The 17,896-nt window shown below is 62.8% G+C and carries 20 protein-coding genes; 16 read left to right on the top strand and 4 right to left on the bottom strand.

Translation table 11 applies throughout. The annotated features are described in order from the left end of the window. Positions 1-59 precede the first annotated feature (59 nt). From V6M61_RS10965 to V6M61_RS10905, 13 genes are all read left to right on the top strand, one after another. Positions 60-998 carry a ketopantoate reductase family protein gene (locus V6M61_RS10965; protein WP_332776610.1) on the top strand — a complete coding sequence of 313 codons (939 nt, stop codon included), beginning with the start codon at positions 60-62 and terminating at the stop codon, positions 996-998. A gap of 19 nt (positions 999-1,017) precedes the next feature. After that, positions 1,018-1,416 (top strand): VOC family protein, encoded by a 399-nt coding sequence (locus tag V6M61_RS10960; protein WP_332776609.1) that lies wholly within the window; start codon positions 1,018-1,020, stop codon positions 1,414-1,416. A 30-nt stretch (positions 1,417-1,446) separates the two neighbouring features. Continuing rightward, positions 1,447-1,950, top strand: a complete 504-nt coding sequence (locus V6M61_RS10955) for a MaoC family dehydratase (protein ID WP_332776608.1) — start codon at positions 1,447-1,449, stop codon at positions 1,948-1,950. Positions 1,951-2,001: 51 nt separating this feature from the next. After that, entirely contained in the window at positions 2,002-3,234 is a 1,233-nt protein-coding gene (locus V6M61_RS10950) for a CaiB/BaiF CoA transferase family protein (RefSeq protein ID WP_332776607.1), read from the top strand. 31 nt (positions 3,235-3,265) lie between these two features. Continuing rightward, complete coding sequence (gene aroE, locus V6M61_RS10945) at positions 3,266-4,111, top strand: shikimate dehydrogenase (RefSeq protein WP_332776606.1); 846 nt, start codon at positions 3,266-3,268, stop codon at positions 4,109-4,111. 54 nt (positions 4,112-4,165) lie between these two features. After that, positions 4,166-4,855, top strand: coding sequence for a TetR/AcrR family transcriptional regulator (locus tag V6M61_RS10940; protein ID WP_332776605.1), 690 nt, complete (start codon positions 4,166-4,168; stop codon positions 4,853-4,855). 117 nt (positions 4,856-4,972) lie between these two features. Further along, the gene (locus V6M61_RS10935) at positions 4,973-5,512 is read left to right on the top strand and encodes a TRAP transporter small permease (protein WP_332776604.1); all 540 of its coding nucleotides are present in this window, start codon (positions 4,973-4,975) and stop codon (positions 5,510-5,512) included. 17 nt (positions 5,513-5,529) lie between these two features. Continuing rightward, the gene (locus V6M61_RS10930) at positions 5,530-6,810 is read left to right on the top strand and encodes a TRAP transporter large permease subunit (RefSeq protein ID WP_332776603.1); all 1,281 of its coding nucleotides are present in this window, start codon (positions 5,530-5,532) and stop codon (positions 6,808-6,810) included. 95 nt (positions 6,811-6,905) lie between these two features. After that, positions 6,906-7,913 (top strand): TRAP transporter substrate-binding protein, encoded by a 1,008-nt coding sequence (locus tag V6M61_RS10925; RefSeq protein ID WP_332776602.1) that lies wholly within the window; start codon positions 6,906-6,908, stop codon positions 7,911-7,913. A 100-nt stretch (positions 7,914-8,013) separates the two neighbouring features. Continuing rightward, positions 8,014-9,075, top strand: a complete 1,062-nt coding sequence (locus V6M61_RS10920) for a Gfo/Idh/MocA family protein (protein ID WP_332776601.1) — start codon at positions 8,014-8,016, stop codon at positions 9,073-9,075. A 21-nt stretch (positions 9,076-9,096) separates the two neighbouring features. Then, positions 9,097-9,543: a type II 3-dehydroquinate dehydratase gene (gene aroQ / locus V6M61_RS10915; protein WP_332776600.1), complete on the top strand. Its 447-nt coding sequence runs from the start codon at positions 9,097-9,099 to the stop codon at positions 9,541-9,543. Continuing rightward, the gene (locus V6M61_RS10910; RefSeq protein ID WP_332776599.1) at positions 9,540-10,373 is read left to right on the top strand and encodes a shikimate dehydrogenase family protein; all 834 of its coding nucleotides are present in this window, start codon (positions 9,540-9,542) and stop codon (positions 10,371-10,373) included. Before aroQ ends, V6M61_RS10910 begins: the two co-directional genes overlap by 4 nt. A 153-nt stretch (positions 10,374-10,526) precedes the next feature. Then, on the top strand, positions 10,527-11,423 hold the full coding sequence (locus V6M61_RS10905; RefSeq protein WP_332776598.1) for a DMT family transporter: 897 nt from the start codon (positions 10,527-10,529) through the stop codon (positions 11,421-11,423). A 161-nt stretch (positions 11,424-11,584) separates the two neighbouring features. On the opposite strand, the gene V6M61_RS10900 is transcribed toward V6M61_RS10905, so the two are convergent. Together V6M61_RS10900 and V6M61_RS10895 are read right to left on the bottom strand one after the other, a co-directional pair. After that, positions 11,585-12,001, bottom strand: a complete 417-nt coding sequence (locus V6M61_RS10900) for a lysozyme inhibitor LprI family protein (protein WP_332776597.1) — start codon at positions 11,999-12,001, stop codon at positions 11,585-11,587. A gap of 18 nt (positions 12,002-12,019) precedes the next feature. Continuing rightward, positions 12,020-12,991 carry a hypothetical protein gene (locus V6M61_RS10895; protein ID WP_332776596.1) on the bottom strand — a complete coding sequence of 324 codons (972 nt, stop codon included), beginning with the start codon at positions 12,989-12,991 and terminating at the stop codon, positions 12,020-12,022. 300 nt (positions 12,992-13,291) lie between these two features. Here V6M61_RS10895 and V6M61_RS10890 point away from each other — a divergent pair, with 300 nt between their 5' ends. Further along, the gene (locus V6M61_RS10890) at positions 13,292-14,206 is read left to right on the top strand and encodes a LysR family transcriptional regulator (RefSeq protein ID WP_332776595.1); all 915 of its coding nucleotides are present in this window, start codon (positions 13,292-13,294) and stop codon (positions 14,204-14,206) included. A gap of 4 nt (positions 14,207-14,210) precedes the next feature. Here V6M61_RS10890 and V6M61_RS10885 read toward each other — a convergent pair whose 3' ends face one another. Next, positions 14,211-14,885, bottom strand: a complete 675-nt coding sequence (locus V6M61_RS10885; protein WP_332776594.1) for a LysE/ArgO family amino acid transporter — start codon at positions 14,883-14,885, stop codon at positions 14,211-14,213. A 134-nt stretch (positions 14,886-15,019) separates the two neighbouring features. On the opposite strand from V6M61_RS10885, the gene V6M61_RS10880 reads away from it, so the two are divergent. Beyond that, complete coding sequence (locus tag V6M61_RS10880; RefSeq protein WP_332776593.1) at positions 15,020-15,934, top strand: HTH-type transcriptional regulator ArgP; 915 nt, start codon at positions 15,020-15,022, stop codon at positions 15,932-15,934. A 32-nt stretch (positions 15,935-15,966) separates the two neighbouring features. Then, a complete protein-coding gene (locus V6M61_RS10875) occupies positions 15,967-16,245 on the top strand; it encodes an acylphosphatase (protein ID WP_332776592.1) in 279 nt (92 codons plus the stop codon). Here V6M61_RS10875 and V6M61_RS10870 read toward each other — a convergent pair. Further along, positions 16,242-17,756: an MFS transporter gene (locus V6M61_RS10870; RefSeq protein WP_332776591.1), complete on the bottom strand. Its 1,515-nt coding sequence runs from the start codon at positions 17,754-17,756 to the stop codon at positions 16,242-16,244. The two genes, V6M61_RS10875 and V6M61_RS10870, sit on opposite strands and share 4 nt — an antisense overlap. Positions 17,757-17,896: the final 140 nt, after the last annotated feature.

Below are 17,896 nucleotides of genomic sequence, written 5' to 3'. Positions count from 1 at the left end.
CATGGACAGCATGGACGGGTCTGCCCAGAATGCGCTCCTGAACCACGAAGGAGCTTGTAGTGAAGATTTGTGTTCTGGGCGCCGGCGCGCTGGGCTGTGCCATCGGCGGCGTGCTGACCGAGGCCGGCCATGAGGTCTGGCTGATCAACCGCAATGCCGCGCAGGTCGAGGCCATGAACAGCCGGGGACTGATCCTGCGCGATGGCGGTGTCGACCGCAGCGTGCCGGTGCACGCCGCCACCACGGCCCAGGGCGTGGGCATGGAGACGGGGGCGGTGGACCTGGTGATCGTGCTGGTCAAGTCCTTCGACACCCGTCAGGCCATGCAGGACGCCCATTCGCTGGTGGGGCCCGACACGGTGGTGCTGTCGCTGCAAAACGGCTTGGGCCATGAGGACATCCTGGCCGAGATCGTGGGCCGCCAGCGCGTGCTGGCCGGCAAAACCTATGTCGGCGGCACGCAGCTGGCACCGGGCCATGTGCTGGCCGGCACGCGCGGCAAGCAGACCCATATTGGCGAGCTGAGCGGCGCCATCACCGACCGCGCACGCGCCATTGCCAAGACCTTCAACCAGGCCGGGCTGCGGACCACCGTCAGCGACAACATCCTGGGCACCATGTGGGACAAGTTGCTGGTCAACGTGGCCACGGGCGCCTTGAGCGGCATCACCGGTCTGCCTTATGGCGGCTTGTACCAGGTGCCTGAAGTGGGGGCCTGCGCCGTGGCCGCCGTGGCCGAAGCCATGGCCGTCGCCCGCGCCAGCGGCATCCGGCTGGACACGACCGAGCCGCGCCACGCCTGGGTCAAGGCGGCCGAGGGCCTGCCCCCCGAGTTCAAGGCGTCCATGCTGCAAAGCCTGGAAAAAGGCTCGGTCACCGAGGTCGATTACGTCAATGGCGCCGTGGTGCGCCAGGGTGCGAAGTGCGGCGTGCCGACCCCGGTCAACCAGGCCCTGGTGGCCTGCATCAAGGGCATAGAGCGGGGCCTGGCCCGCTGAATTTCAGGACTGACAAACCATGACCTTTTCGAACCAATCCTACGTTGAGCATGTCGCCGTGCGCGTGAAAGACATCCACTGGCATATCCGGTTTTTCCGCGAGGTGCTGGGCATGACCGTGCGTGAAATCGATGGCCCGGCCGAGGCGCCCCGCCAGTACTGGACGGTGGGCGGCCTGCAGCTGATGGCCACGCCCGGCTTTGAAGCGCCGCCGTCCAACGACGCGGGCTGGCTGGCGCACCTCGGCATCATGGTGAGCGACCTGGAGGCCGCTTTGCGAAACGCCAGCGGCTGGGGCGTGAAAGCGCTGCCGCAAGGCCGCAACTGGCTGCAGCTGCCCGACGGTCTGGCCATCGAGTTGATTCAGGCCAGCGGCAATGCCGTGGCTGAAGTGCTCGCCGTCAACCCGCGTGCCTGATCGTATTCATCGACTGACAAGACCCTTCCCATGTCCAAACCCAACATCCAGTTCGCCACCCCTGAAAAATACTGGGACGATGCCAAAGTCGGCGACGCCTGCACCAGCCCAACTTACACCGTCACCGCCGAGCGCATTGACGCCTACGCCGAACTCACTGGCGACTTCACACCCGTGCATGTGGATGAAGCCTATGCCAAGGCTTCGCACTTTGGCTGCCGCGTGGCACATGGGCTGATGGGCCAGTCGGTCGCCGACGGCCTGAAAACCCAGAGCGAGTACCGCTTCCTGCCCGGCATGTCGCTGGGCTGGACTTGGGACTTTGTGCTGCCCATCAAGATCAACGACACGCTGCATGTGAAGTTTCACGTCGGCAGCATGCGGCCGTCCAGCAGCAAACCAGGCTGGGGCATTGTGGTGCTGCCCGCCGAACTGATCAACCAGCGCGGCGAAGTGGTGCAGAAAGGCGAGCACCGCCTCATGGTGCCGCGCCGTCCCACTGCTGCCAGCATTCAAAACAGAGATTTGCTATGAAATTTGTAGCTATTTGCGCAATAAATACAAGGGCTAACACTGGATTTTGTTATGAATAAAGCAACCCAAGCGCTGCCGCTGACGGGCATCCGCGTCATCGATTACAGCCACTTTCTGGCCGGGCCTTACCTGTCGCGCTGCCTGGCGGCCATGGGGGCCGAGGTGATCAAGGTGGAGCGCCCCACCACAGGTGATGCCGGGCGCCAGCACGCGTACTTCATCAACGGCCAAAGCGGCTACTTTTTGCAGCAGAACATGGGCAAACAAGGCCTGTGCATCAACCTCAAAGACCCGCGCGGTCTGGCGATGATGCACAAGCTCACCGACACGGCCGATGTGTTTGTGGAGAACTACCGCCCCGGCGCGCTGAAAAAACTGGGCCTGGGTTACGAAGAACTGTCCCGGCGCAACCCCGGTCTGGTGTACTGCTCGGTGTCCGCTTACGGTCACACCGGTCCCGACGCGCATCGCGCCGGTTTTGGCCTGATTGCCGAGGCCAAGAGCGGCATCATGGCCATGGTCGGCGAGCCCGGCCAGACGCCGCCGCTGCTGCGCGTTTCATTGGGCGACATGTACACCGGCATTCATGGTGTGGCCGCGGTGTGCTCGGCGCTGCTGGGCCGCGTCAAATCGGGCAGGGGGCAGCACATTGACCTGTCCTTGTACGACTGCCTGGTGTCCATGCACGACTATGCGGTGCAGTGCTACACGCTCTCGGGCGGCAAAGAGATTGCGCAGCAAACCGGGCACGACATGCCCCAAAGCACGCTGTACGGCGTGTTCACCGCCAGCGATGGCCACCTGGTGATTGCCGCACAGGTGGACGACGCCTGGAAGCGCTTTGCCTTGGTTGTAGGCGGCGAAGCACTGGCTGCAGATACACGCTTTCACAATGCCGACGGGCGCAACCAGAACCGGGTCGAAATACTGGCGTTGGCCAAAGCCTGGGTGGCGGCGCGCACCGTGGCCGAGTGCCTGGCCGCGCTGGACACGATTGACGTGCCCAGCGCCAAGGTGCAAAACATTGAAGAAGTGCTGAACGACCCGCAAATTCAGGCCAGAGGCATGGTGATTGAGCAAGAGCACCCGGTGCTGGGCAAGATCAGGTTGCCCAATCTGCCGTTCAATTTTTCAGGCTGCGACACCACCGTCACAGTGCCTGCGCCGCTGATGGGCCAGCACAACCGCAGTATTGCCAGCGACCTGGGGTACAGCGCGGACGACATTGACGCCTTGCTCAGCGATGGCGTGCTGTACGCCGAGGACGCCGTCAGCCAACTCTGATTGACCCAAGCACGCACACAGGACCCCTCACATGACTGACCGTTATGCCGTTATTGGCAACCCCATCCAGCAAAGCAAATCGCCGCTGATCCACGGCATGTTTGCGCAGGCCACCGGGCAGGACATTGAATACACCGCGATTGAAGGGCCGCTTGACCGATTTGCTGGTGCCGTCGACGCCTTTCGCGCGGCGGGCGGTCTGGGCCTGAACATCACCGCACCGTTCAAGCTCGACGCCTTTGCCTACGCCACCGAGCGCTCTGAACGGGCGCAGCTGGCCGGCGCCGTCAACGCCATGAAGTTTGACGGCGAGCGCGTGCTGGCCGAAAACTTTGACGGCGTGGGCCTGCTGCGCGACGTGACGCACAACCTGGGCTGCCCGCTCAAGGGCAAGCGCGTGCTGCTGCTGGGTGCCGGTGGCGCCGCCCGGGGCGCGCTGCTGCCCTTCCTGGGGCAGGACCCGGCCGAGTTGGTGATTGCCAACCGCAGCATCGACAAGGCGCATGAGCTGGCGGCCATCGGCGCGCGGCAGGGCCGGGTGCGCGGCTGTGCCTACGTGGAGCTGGTCGGGCAGAGCTTTGATGTGGTGTTCAACGCCACGTCCGCCAGCCTGCGCGGCGAGCTGCCGCCGGTGCCCGCTACCGTGTTTGCACCGAACTGCCTGGCCTACGAGCTGGCCTATGGCAAGGGGCTTACCCCGTTCCTGCGGCTGGCCAGCAACGCCGGTGTGAAGCAGCTGGCCGATGGCGTCGGCATGCTGGCCGAACAGGCGGCCGAGGCCTTTGTCTGGTGGCGTGGCGTGCGGCCGGACACCCGCGCCGTGATCGACAAGCTGACCGTCCCGCTGGTGTGGGCAACGGGATGTACTGAACTGTGACCTTTCTCTGGATGGCCGCTTTTATGTCCGCGCATGGCCCCCTATACTTCAGGAATGAACGAGTTAGTACATTCTGTCCGCGCCGCCAAAGCAGCGGCCAGGTCTGCGGCCACGACGTCACCAACGCCCCGCACCAACGACCCGGCGCGCACCATGGCAGGCATTCTGGAAGTGGCCACAGCGGAGTTCGCCAGCAAGGGGCTCAGCGGCGCGCGCATCGACGAGATTGCGGCCGCCACGCGTACCAGCAAGCGCATGATCTACTACTACTTCGGCAGCAAGGAAGGGCTGTACATCGCGGTGCTGGAGGACGCCTACCGCCGCATGCGCAGCATCGAGGCCGGGCTGCATCTGGAAGACCTGGCGCCGGAAGAAGCCTTGCGCCGGCTCGCCGCCTTCACCTTCGACCACCACAGGAGCAACCCGGACTACATCCGGCTGGTGATGTCGGAAAACATGCAGCGCGGCGAGTACCTGGCGCAGAGCAAGATCATTCAGGAGCTCAACGTCCCGGCCATCCAGGCGATTCGCAGCCTCTACGACCGGGGTGTGGCGGCGGGCGTGTTTCGCGCCGGCCTGGACCCGCTGGACATTCACGCCACGATCTCGGCCCTGACCTTTTTCAATGTCTCGAACGAGCACACCTTCAGCCTGATTTTCAAGCGCGACACGCGCTCGCCCGAAGTCATCGCCGCCCGGCGCGACAGCGTGGTCGAGACCGTTGTGCGCTTCGTGCGCAAGTAAGCCGGCCGTTCGCTGTTCCCGGCCCTTGGACGGCCAAGGGCTCAGGGTTTTCACTGATTCAAATAAAACTAACCAGTTCGTACATTATGGATTCGTGGTAAATTCAGGAGACAAATCGTGATCCAGAAATTAATAGACAAGTACTGTCAGGCGCTGTCCTGGCTGATGGTTGCCAGCCTGGCGCTGATGGTGGTGCTGGTGTTCACCAACGTGGTGCTGCGCTACGCAGCCAACTCCGGAATTGCGGTGTCCGAAGAGCTGTCGCGCTGGTTGTTCGTGTGGCTCACGTTCCTGGGCGGCATCGTGGCCCTGAATGAAGGGAGCCATCTGGGCACCGATACCCTGGTCTCCCGCCTGTCGGTGCGAGGCAAGAAAACCTGCCTGGTCATCGGCCATGTGCTGATGCTGTTCATCTGCTGGCTGCTCTTCAAGGGCTCGCTGGACCAGGTCAAGATCAACTGGGACTCCACCAGCGCCGCAATGGAAACCTCGATGGCCCTCTTTTACGGCTGTGGGGTGGTGTTTGCCGTCTCGGGCGCCGTGATTCTGCTCAACCACCTCTGGCGGCTGGTAAGTGACCAGCTCTCGGAGGATGAGCTGATTGGCATTCGGGAGTCCGAAGAGGAGCCCATTGACGTGCCCAAGCCCGTGCAATGAACTGACGGAAAAGCATCATGACCATCGCTGTTTTCCTCGGTTCCCTGCTTGCCGCCATGGCGCTGGGCGTCCCTATCGCCTTCTCGCTGCTGCTCTGTGGCGCCGCCCTGATGTGGCACATGAACATGTTCGACGCGCAGATTCTGGCGCAGAACGTCATCAACGGTGCCGACAGCTTTCCGCTGCTGGCGGTGCCCTTCTTCATGCTGGCTGGCGAGGTGATGAACACCGGGGGCCTGTCCCGGCGCATCGTCGACTTTGCCATGGCGCTCGTTGGCCACATCAGAGGCGGCCTCGGCTATGTGACCATCATTGCCGCCTGCCTGCTGTCGGCCCTGTCGGGCTCGGCCGTGGCCGATGCGGCGGCGCTCACGGCCCTGCTGCTGCCCATGATGGTCAAGGCCGGGCATGACAAGGCACGTAGCGGCGGCCTGATCGCGGCCTGCGGCGTGATCGGCCCCATCATCCCGCCGTCCATCGGCTTTGTGATCTTTGGTGTGGCCGCCAACGTATCGATCAGCAAACTGTTCCTGGCCGGAATCTTCCCCGGGCTGGTGCTCGGTGCAGGCCTGTGGTTCACCTGGTGGTGGGTGACACGCCGCGAGCAACTCGAAACCCCGCCCCGCCGTTCGGCTGGCGAAGTGTGGTCGGCCATGCGCAAGGCCGGCTGGGCGTTGATGCTGCCGGTGATCATTCTGGTGGGGCTGCGCATGGGCGTCTTCACGCCGACCGAGGCGGCCGTGGTGGCGGCGGTTTACGCGCTGTTCGTCGCGGGTGTCATCTACCGCGAGCTGAGCATCAAGCAGTTGTACGAGGTCTTTCTCGCAGCGGCCAAGACCACGGCCGTCATCATGTTCCTGGTTGCCGCTGCGATGGTCTCGGCCTGGCTCATCACCGTGGCGCAGTTGCCCGCGCAAGTCGTCAGCCTGCTGGAGCCGCTGCTGGGCAGCCCCACGCTGCTGCTGATGGCCATCATGGTGCTGGTCATGATTGTCGGAACCGCCATGGACATGACGCCCACCATCCTGATCCTGACCCCGGTGCTGATGCCGCTGGTCAAGGCGGCCGGCATTGACCCGGTGTACTTCGGTGTGCTGTTCATCATCAACAACTCCATCGGGCTCGTGACCCCGCCCGTGGGCACGGTGCTCAACGTGGTGGCGGGCGTGGGCCGCATGAAGATGGACGATGTGACGCGCGGCGTGCTGCCCTTCATGGCCGTGCAGTTCGCGGTCATGTTCCTGATGGTGCTGTTCCCGCAGATCGTCATGTGGCCCGCACGTTTGCTCTACGGCTGATCTGATCTGATTCTCAGGGTGCGGGGCGTGTCTGGTACGCCATGTCCTGCACCTTAAATCGTTTGCGTACTGAGAATTTTTACTAGGAGACAAGCATGAAACGTCTGATTCTAAAAACGCTGGTAGCCGCCGTTGCCCTGGCCGCCTTCGGCATGGCCAGTGCGCAGGACATCAAGGAGCACACGATCAAGTTTGCGACCCAGAACCCCAAGGGCCATCCGATCGTGACGGGCATGGAAAAATTCGCCGAGATCGTCACCGCCAAATCCGGCGGCAAGATCAAGGTCAATCTGTTCCCCGGCGGCGTGCTCGGTGGCGATGCGCCCAACGTGTCGGCGCTGCAGGGTGGCACCATTGAAATGGCGTCCATGAACTCGGGCATTCTGGCCAGCCAGGTCAAGGAGTTCGCCGTTTTTGACTTCCCCTTCCTGTTTGCCAACGGCAAGGAAGCCGATGTCGTGGTCGACGGGCCGTTCGGCAAGAAGATGCACGACAGGTTGCAGGAAAAAGGCATCGTGGGCCTGACCTACTGGGAGCTGGGCTTTCGCAACATGACCAACGGCAAGCGCGCCATCAACAAGGTGGAAGACTTTGCCGGCCTGAAAATCCGCGTGATCCCGAATCCGATCAACCTGGACTGGGTCAAGGCGCTGGATGCCAACCCCACGCCCATGGCTTTCCCCGAAGTCTATGGCGCGCTGGAGTCCAAGGCGCTGGACGGACAGGAGAACCCGTTCTCCGTGATCCAGGCCAACAAACTCAATGAAGTCCAGAAGTACCTGACGGTGACCAACCACGTGTACAACCCGCAGTCCGTCATCATCAGCAAGAAGTTCTGGGACACGCTCACCAACGACGAGAAAAAGCTGCTGGGCGAGGCTGCTGTCGAAGCCGGAAAAACGCAGCGCCAGGCCGCGCGTGAGGCCGCAGGCTCAGCGCTGGAGGCCCTCAAGAAGGCCGGCATGCAGGTCAACGAGTTGCCACCGGCTGAAATGACCAAGCTGCGCGACAAGATGAAGCCGGTGATTACCAAGTACTCCGCCAGCGTGGGCGAGTCCACGGTCAACGAACTGATGGCCGAGCTGGCCAAGGCCCGCAAGTAAGCCGGCCAAGCGCTCACCCGCTGCGGCCAGCCCGCGCGGGTGGCCCGCGCATTGACCGTCCATCAACTTGTTCAGAGCACTGGCCAGAAAGCACCCTGACATGAGCAAAACCCGCATCGCCGTCGCGGGCGCCGGCTACATCGGCCAGGCCCACATGAGCGTGGCGCTGAACAGCCCGACCTGTGCACTTTCCGCCATCGTTGACCCGTCGCCCGCCGCCGTGGACGTGGCCGCCAAAGCCGGTGTGCCCTTGTACACCTCGATCGAAGAACTGCTGGCCAAAGACCGCCCCGACGGCCTGATCCTGGCCACGCCGAATCAGCTGCATGTGCCGCAAGCCCTGCAGTGCGTTGCGGCAGGGCTGCCCATCCTGCTGGAAAAACCGATCGCCACCACCGTGGCCGAAGGCGCAGAGCTGGTCAAGGTGGTCGATGAAACCGGCGCCAAGGTGCTGATTGGCCACCACCGCGCGCACAGCCCCATCATGGCGAAGGCCAAGGAAGTGGTCGATTCCGGCAGGCTCGGCCAGCTGGTGGCGGTGATGGGCAGCGCCACCTTCCTCAAGCCCGACCATTACTATGCCGACGCACCGTGGCGGCGAGAGCTTGGTGCCGGCCCCATCCTGCTCAACATGATCCACGAGGTGCACAACCTGCGCATGCTGTGCGGCGACATCGTGGCGGTGCAGGCCTTTGCCTCGCACGCCACGCGCGGCTTCCCGGTGGAAGACACGGTGGCCATCAACCTGCGCTTTGCCAATGGCGCACTCGGCACCTTCATGCTGTCGGACACCGCAGCCTGTCCGCGCAGCTGGGAGCAGACTTCTCAAGAAAACAAGGCCTACCCCACCTACGAAGATGAAGACTGCTACGTGATTGCCGGCACCAACGGCAGCCTGTCGATTCCCACCATGCGCCTGAAGACTTACCCACGGCCGGAAGACCGCTCCTGGTGGAAGGCGTTCGAAGAGGGCGTGGTCGGCATGGTGCGCGACGACCCGCTCAAGCACCAGCTCGAGCACTTCGGCGCGGTCATTCGCGGCGAGGCCCAGCCGCTGGTCAGCGCGCGCGACGGCCTGCTGAACCTGCGCATCACCGAGGCCATCGCCGAAGCTGCCCGGACCGGGCAAGTTGTCCATCTGCCCACTGCTGATGCCGACTAATCAACAAAGAAAGAGATCAACATGAAAATCCTCATGCTTCACGGCATCAACCACAACATGTTCGGCAAGCGCGACCCCGCGCAGTACGGCACGATCACGCTGGACGAGATCAATGCCAGCCTGCAGGCCCTGGGCCGGGACCTTGGCGTCGAGGTGGAACATTTCCAGACGAACAGCGAGCGCGAGATGTGCGAGCGCATTCACCAGGGTTTCGTCGACCAGGTCGATGCCGTGCTGATCAATGCCGGCGCCTGGACCCATTACAGCTACGGCATCCGCGACGCCCTGGCGATTCTGACCTGCCCCATCGTCGAGCTGCACATGTCCAACATCCATGCCCGCGAGGCTTTCAGGCACGTGTCGGTGTTTGCCGAAATCGTCAAGGGCCAGATTTGTGGTTTCGGTGTGGACAGCTATTTGCTCGCGCTGCGCGCCGGTGTCTCTGCTGCACAAGCGGCCAAAAAATGATCAACGGCAACACGGAACTCATCGCCCACATCGGCTACCCCACGCATGCCTTCAAGGCGCCGATGATTTACAACCCCTGGTTCGAGCAGGCGGGCATCAATGCCGTGGTCGTGCCCATGGGCTGCAAGGCGCAAGACTATCCGGTGTTCCTGCGCTCGGTGTTCAAGCTCGCCAACATCCGTGGCGCGCTGATCACCATGCCGCACAAGGTGAGCACCGTGGAGCTGCTTGACGAGGTCACGCCCACCGTGAAAATCGCCGGCTCGTGCAATGCCATCCTGCGCCGCCCCGATGGCAGCCTGCTGGGCGACATGTTCGACGGCGCCGGTTTTGTGCGCGGTGTGCAGCGCAAGGGCCTGCAGCTTGGCGGGGCCCGGGTGCTGGTGGTGGGCTGCGGCGGCGTGGGTTCGGCCATTGCCGCGTCGCTGGCGGCGGCAGGGATCGGCGCCATTGGCCTGTACGACGCCAATCCTGCTTCCGCCCAAGCGCTGGGCGATCGCCTGGGCAGGCATTATTCGGCGCTGCAAGTCAGCACCGGCAGCAAGGACCCGGCCGGCTACGACCTGGTGGTCAACGCCACACCCATGGGCATGAATGAAGGCGACCCGCTGCCGATGGATGTCTCGCGCATCGCGCCATCGACTTTTGTGGGCGAGGTGGTGATGAAGAAGGAAATGACGGCTTTTCTCAGCGCGGCCCAGGCGCGCGGCTGCGCCGTGCAGGTGGGTTCGGACATGCTGTTCGAGCAGATTCCGGCCTACCTCGAATTTTTCGGCTTCGGCACCACCACGCCCGAGGTGCTACGCTCGGTAGCTCGCCTGAGCTATTGAACCTACGGAAACACCCCATGAATGAGGCGCAGCAAGCACCTGAAATCCATGCAGCGCCGTGGGCGGTGAGGTCGCTGATGCAAATCGGGAACACATGAGCCGCCGGGCCGTTCCCAAGGCGAATACCGCAGCGCATGGCGCGGAGGTCACCCAATGAGCCGCTCCAGCGGTACCCGGCAAGGCGTGTTGCTGGTCGTCGGGGCGATGGCCTGCTTTGCAGTGCTGGACACCATGGCGAAATACGTCAGCACCACCGTGCCGCTGGTGGTGGCCATGTGGTCGCGCTATATGTTCCAGGCCTGCTTCACCGGCGGGGTGCTGCTGCCGCATCGTGGGCGCGGCCTGTTCAAAACGCGCCACCCCTGGCTGCAGCTGGTACGCGGATTGCTGCTGGTGTTGTCCAGTTCGCTGGCATTCATCAGTCTGCGAACCCTGCCGGTGGGCGAATTCACTGCCATCCTGATGCTCGCGCCCATGCTCATTACCGTGGTGTCCGCAAGCTCGCTGGGCGAGCGTGTGTCGGTGCTGCGCTGGCTGCTGCTGTCGGGCGGTTTGGCCGGCGCCCTGATCGTGATCCGGCCCGGGGCCGACGATTTCCAGTGGGCCATGGTTTTTCCGCTGGCGCTGGTGGTGGCCAATGCGGCTTTTCAGCTGCTGACCAGCTATCTCGCCCAGAAGGACGATCCCGGCACCATGCACTTTTACACCGGGGTGGTGGCCACCGTGCTGGCAACGCTGGCCCTGCCGTTTGCCTGGGAGACGCCGGGCAGCGCGGGGCTGTGGGTCCTGCTGGCGCTGCTGGGGGTTTTCAGCACGCTGGGCCACTACCTGCTGATCCTGGGTTATGGCCGGGCCAGCCCGGCCACGCTGACACCCTACCTCTACTTCCAGATTGCGTTTGCGACGCTGGCGGGCTGGCTGGTGTTTTCGCATGCACCCGATCGCTGGTCGGTCATGGGCATCGTGGTGATCGCGGTCTGCGGGGTGACCAGCACTTGGTTGTCGGGGCAAAAGAATGGGCGCTTGTCAGAAAGCGAACCCACGCTCTGAAGCTGCATGGCGTGGTGGCCACTCAAGAATGGCAGAAGAAGGTCAGCTGTTGGCACCCCGGCGAACTCCGTTATGTGGGTACACGGCAGACGGCCTTGCCAAACTATCGGTCAGTTTCTTGCACTTGTGGGGGAGTCCCTGTAATGGGTTAGGCAATCCTTTCATGTGCGGTAGTTCATGAAAGAGTTGAGCTCTTCAATGCGGCGCTCGGCGTGAGACCGCATGCAATTGTTGTAGAGGGCGGTTTGAAGTGAACCGTTTGTGTACCAAACCTGAATTGCACTGCATTCAGCTTGCCTGAACGACACCCATGCCCGCTGTGCTGCAATGAGTTTGGGCTTGAGATTTTCCAGGCGCACTGGATTCTCCTTAGTAATCTCATCGAGCTCACTAAGCAATTGCTTGTAGCGCTCATTGAGCTGCCGCTCAGCGACATCAAGTTTTCTTTGCGAGCACGCGGTATCCTGGATTGAACTGCCAGTTGGCCCGCACAGCTCACCGGCATAGACCCCCGAAGTGCAGGTGAGGAACGTGACGAGTCCCAACAAGCAGCGTGGCAATTGAGCGAATAATTGCATGAGCTGCCTAGCGAAGGGTTAGGCCTGTGATAGATAAGCAAGCCCATCTGCAATGGCCGAGGAGGCAAGAATGATCGCGAATAGCACGGCACTCGCGATGACAATCGCCAGCGCCAAGCTGTTGATTGGATCCTCGGCCACCTTGAGAAATTTTCTTGCGGAAACACCAATTCGATCTAGTCTCACTGCCGCAAACAAAATGAGATAGCCCAGCACGTAGAGCCACAACCATACGGAAGTGAGCAGGCTGGAAAGGAACAGTACCGGCTCTGGAAAGGCGTAGACGATTTCGGTAAGTAGGCCGCCTTTGATGTCAAAGTTGCCGCCACCTCGTGAAACCAGCATGTCTGCCGATAGTGGTTGGAGGAGCTCGATGCCGATTGGCAACCCAGCGGGATTGAGCCACACTCGAAGCGAGTCCAACAGGCCGAGTGCCCCGTTGCCGGGATGTACAAGTAGCTTCGCGGCGGTGAACAGAAAGTAGAACACCAGCACGGAAGCCACGAGGTCTATAGCGACCGCAGACATGAGCCAGAGCCTTCCTTTGCCTACTGCTGCCCGTGCGATTGCGCGCGTGACACAAACACATAGATAGTCGGCGACAAGTGAAGCTGCGAGCAATACACCGGCGCTCTGCAATATCAGTTTCCTCGATATGTTGCTGCCAAGCCAACTGCTGTAGTTGGGATAGAGGGCGATGCAGGCTGCGAGTACGCCAGTTGTCCAAAAGATGCTCAGCACAACAGACCGTATCAGTGCTTTCCATGAAAACAGCTTTGGTCCAAAGTATCGATCTGAAGCTCGAAGGAAATAGACAAACGCACCTCGCATGGCCGGGAGCAATTTGCGCTCAAGCAAGAGTTGTCGTAACTGTTGCTTCGTTAGTTCAGACGAGCCCTTCTCGGCGAGATGGGCCATGTAGTAGCAGAAGGCAGCGATTCCGGCCAAAGCGGGGAAGAGAACTTTTGCGAGACTAAGAGTGGTAGTCATGCCAATGTGCGTAAAGGGCCTAACGATATGGAAGTGAAAACCGTCTTATGAACAAGGCCGTCGTGCATCCGGCGCCCCTCCCATAAAAAATTTGCAAGTGCTTGATTTATATCAGATTGCTCCGTACCGATACCCGCGCCACCACCACGAAAATTCCCGCTAAACCCTGCAAACCTGCGTACGAACAAGGTTCAGTGCGCTAGGAGTCGTGGCGGCTATTGGGGCCGGCTTAAAAGTACGAATTGTTGGAATCGCTGTTGAAAAATGGCTGATTCAGAACATTTGTGCACATAATCCGGGATGGACAAACTCAAGCAGCTCGAATCCTTTGTTTCGGTCGCCACCAAAGGCAGCCTGACGGCGGCCGCCAAAGCCGAAGGCGTGGCGCCGGCCATCATGGGGCGGCGGCTTGATGCCCTGGAAGAGCGGCTGGGTGTGAAGCTGCTGGTGCGCACCACGCGGCGCATCACGCTCACGCACGAGGGCAGCGCCTTTCTGGAGGACTGCCAGCGCCTGCTGGCTGACTTTGCCAATGCCGAGGCCAGCGTGTCGGCCGGTGGCGTCAAGGCCAGCGGTCATTTGCGGATTACCGCGCCTGCCGGCTTCGGGCGCCGTCATGTGGCGCCGCTGGTGGCCAAATTTCACGAGCAGCACGACGATGTGACCATCACGCTCAACCTGAGCGACCGCGTGGTGGACCTGGCCGGCGAAGGTTTTGACTGCGCGGTGCGCGTGGGCGACCTGCCCGACTCCTCGCTGGTCAGCGTGCGCATGGCCGACAACCGGCGCCTGTGCGTGGCCACGCCGGCTTACCTCAAGCGCCACGGCACGCCGCAGCACCCGACCGAACTGGCGAAGTTTGATTGCCTCACGCTATCGAGCGATGCCTCGCAGACGCGAGGCTGGGCGTTCCAGGTAAAAAACGAAGTGATCCACCTCAAGCCCGGTGGGCCGCTGGATTGCTCTGACGGGCAGGTGCTGCACGACTGGTGTCTGGCCGGTTACGGCATTGCCTGGCGCAGCACCTGGGAAGTCGAAACTGAAATTGCCGCGGGCCGGCTGGTGCCCGTGCTCGAAGAGTTTGCCGCGCCGCCCAACGGCATTTACGCGGTGTTCCCGCAGCGCAAGCACTTGCCGCTGCGCGTGCGTTTATGGATTGATTTTCTCAAGCACCATTACAGCCAGCCGGATTTCTGGCGCTCGGCGGCTGCTTAGAGTTCTACAGCAAACCGATCAGCAGCCAGGCGGCGGTACCCCACATCATCACCGCCACCAGGCCGTCCAGCGCGCGCCAGATGCGCGGTGAGTCGAGTCGGCGGCCCAGCCACCACATGGCCAGGCCAAGCGCCGTGAACCACAGCAGCGAGCCCGCCGCGGCACCCAGGCCAAACACCGCGTTGTCGGGTTGTGCGTAGGCCAGCGAGGCCGTGCCAATGACCACGGCGGTGTCCAGCCAGGCGTGCGGGTTGAGCCACGACAGGGCCAGCGCCAGCGTGATGGCTTGGCGCCGGGACACCTGGGCTGCGGCGCCGGGCGTGGCCGACGGCTGGCCCGGGGCGGTTTCCATGAAAGTCGGCGTGACAGGTGGTTTGAGAAAGCGCTGCATGGCCTGGGCGCCGTAGGCCAGCAAGACCACCACGCCCGCGCCAACCATGGCCCCCTGCAGTTTGTCCGACAGGCCGCCGAGCTGCGCCAGCCCGAGCACGCCGGCCGCAATCAGCACCACGTCGGTCGCGATGCAGACGGCGATGGTCAGCCACAGGTGCTGGCGCAGCAGGCCCATGCGCATCACATGCGCGTTTTGCGGGCCAATGGCCATGATCAGGGACAGGCTGAGCACCAGGCCGGCGAAGAAGGCCGGGGCCAGGAAGACGGGTGTGGAGAAAGCGGGCATGGTGATTTTCTGCGTGACGGCGGCTTGATTAAAGAGGAAGTGTCCTGAGAAATCACCATCCATTAAATGAAATTAAGTTAAATTAGTGTTGGTCAATAAAAATTTAACCAAAAGAGCCCGCCAAACCAATCACCATGCTGGATGCCCGTCAACTCGATGCCCTGGCGGCCGTGATCGAACACGGCAGCTTCGGGGCGGCCGCCAAAGCCCTGAGCCTGACGCTGGCTGCGGTGTCGCTGCGCATCAAGTCGCTGGAAGACACCCTGGGCCAGCGCCTGCTGGTGCGCGGCAAACAGGTGCATCCCACGCCGGCCGGCCAGGCGCTGCTGGGCCATGTCAAACAGGTGCGCTTGCAGGAGGCCGATCTGGTGGCCAACCTGCAAGGGGGGCGCGGCGCAGGCGGCAAAGCTGCGCCGCTGCAAAGCCTGAGCGTGGCCGTCAATGCCGATTCGCTGACCGGCTGGTTCCTGGCCGGGGTGGCCCCGGCGCTGCAAAAAAACCGGCTGCTGCTTGACATCGTGGTGGACGATCAGGACCACACGCATGACGCGCTCAAAAGCGGCGACGTGGCCGGCTGTGTGACGACGCTGGCGCAATCGATACGGGGCTGCGTGGCCGAGCCGCTCGGCGTCATGCGTTACCACTGCATGGCGGCGCCGGCGCTGGTGGACAAGTGGCGTGCCGGCAAGGGGGCGGTGGTGCCGCAGCGCCTGCTGGCCAGCCCGGCCGTGATTTTCAACCGCAAGGATGCCCTGCAGGATGCCTTTTTGGCGCAGCACTTCCAGCTGCGCGATGCGCTCTACCCGCGCCACTTTGTGCCCGCGGTGGATGCCTTTGAACTGGCGCTGGAGCTGGGCATGGGCTGGGGCATGGTGCCCGAGCAGCATCTGGTGGCCAGAGCCCATCGCCCGCCGCTGGCCGAAGTGCTGCCCGGCCAGACGGTGGACGTGGCGCTGTACTGGCAGCACTGGGCGCGCGAGCCCGTGCTGGCCCAGCGCCTCACGCGGGCCGTGAAGGAGGCCGCCCGAACGCGGCTGCGCCAGGCGTAAGGACGGCTCTTACTCAGCAAGAAGGATGAAAAATGGCAAAACATTTGCGCATCGCCGGTCTGGTCCAGGGCATCGGCTACCGCGCGGCCTTCGCAGCGCAAGCCCACGCACTCAAGCTCTCCGGCTGGGTGCGCAACCGCCTGGATGGCTCCGTGGAGGCCACCGTTGCCGGCGACGCCCTGGCCCTCGAGAACATCATCGATTGGGCTGGGCATGGACCAGCCGGCGCGCAGGTGCGCAGCGTGTCGGTGGTCGAGGTAGATGATGCGCTGGTGACGGATGGGAAGTTTCACATAGGGCCGACGGCCTAGTCCGCCTGCAACCCGGCTTGCGGAGCAAGTGCCCGATTGCGCCATGTGCGGCGGTAAGTTCCAACCGCGATGGCGAGCGCGAAGACGATCAGAATCGCCGCGACTGCGAACGTGATCTGCATGCCGGTGGCAACGGCCTCGGGATGCGCCGTTGTGATGTCGGTCGTCATTGAGGCGAACGCGAACACAGCACCCATCACGGATGCACCGGTGATGAGCCCGAGATTGCGCGACAGGCTGAGCATGCCGGAAATGACGCCCCGCTGGTCCGCACGGACATCCGTCATGACGGCGGTGTTGTTGGCCGTCATGAACAGCGCATAGCCGACGGTGATGACGACGATGGGGGCGATATAGCCAGCGATACCGGGGATGCCGGGTGTTGCCGGCGCCATGGATAGCACGAAGGAGCCGGCCGCTATGGCGATGAGCCCCACGATGGTCATGCGTTGGGCGCCAAAACGATCTGCCATGCGGCCGGCCGGCACACCGGCCAGCGCGGCGGCAAACGGACCGACCGACAAGACGAGCCCGACAAGCGCCGCGTTGAGCCCGAGCGAGCGGGAGAGATAGAACGGCCCGACCACCAGCGTCGCCATCATCACCGTCGAGACGAGCGCACTCATGGCGAGGCTTGCACTCAGCAGGGGATCGCGGAACATCGCCAAGCGGATTAAAGGGGATGCGGCTCTCGCCTCGGCGCGCACGAAGAGGCCGACGCCGAGGGCAGCAGGCAACAGCAGCGCCATGTTGAGCGGACCGAAACTGCCGCGCCCGTCATGATGACGAATGGTCATGGCGAGTGCATAAGCCGCGAGCGTCAGGGCCAGCAGCAGCGTGCCCATAGGGTCGAAACCAGCACTGTCAGTCTTCGGCCCCCGGCGATCAACCGGCAGGTAGCGAAGCGCGAGAAAAAAGGTCAGGATACCCAGCGGAACGTTGACGAGAAAGATGGCCCGCCAACTGAGTCCGGCGATCAGAACGCCGCCAAGCGATGGACCGAGAGCGGTGCCAATTGCGGACATTGTTCCGAGCAAGCCCATGGCGCTACCGGTCTTTGCCTTAGTAACCGTCTCACCGACAAAGGCCATGGTGAGGGCCATCATGACGGCGGCTCCCAGGCCCTGTGCCGCCCGGGCAACAATCAGCAGCCAGAGCGTGGGCGCGACGCCGCACAGGACCGATGCCCCCGTGAACAGGAAGATGCCGGCCAGCAGCAGCCGCCTGCGGCCGGTGATGTCACCGAGCCGTCCGGCGCTGACGATCAGGGTGGTGATGGCGAGGAGATACGCGAGGACGACCCACTGGACTTCCTGGAAGGAGGCGTTGAACGCCTGTGCCAAGGTCGGCAAGCCCACATTGGCGATGCTGGTGCCGAGCGAGGACAGCAGCATGGACAGCGAAAGGCTGGCGAGTGCCCACCGAACCGAAGGTGTCCGGTCCGCGCTTCCACTTTCATTTTCACTTTCAGCGACTGCCTCATCTCGTTTTGCAATGATTGACTTCAACATGAACTCCGCTTTCTGCTCCGTTTACTGGCGACTCCGAAATGGAGCTGCTATGCAAGCGTAGTTCTTTGCCTGGTATAGCGGAAGGCGCACGATTTGCACTTTATTCGTGCGTTTGACGCCATATCACGATCAAACTGCGC

This window comes from Polaromonas sp. (genome assembly GCF_036676035.1).
Lineage (GTDB): Bacteria > Pseudomonadota > Gammaproteobacteria > Burkholderiales > Burkholderiaceae_C > Polaromonas.
This window is presented reverse-complemented; position numbering and strand designations above follow the sequence as displayed.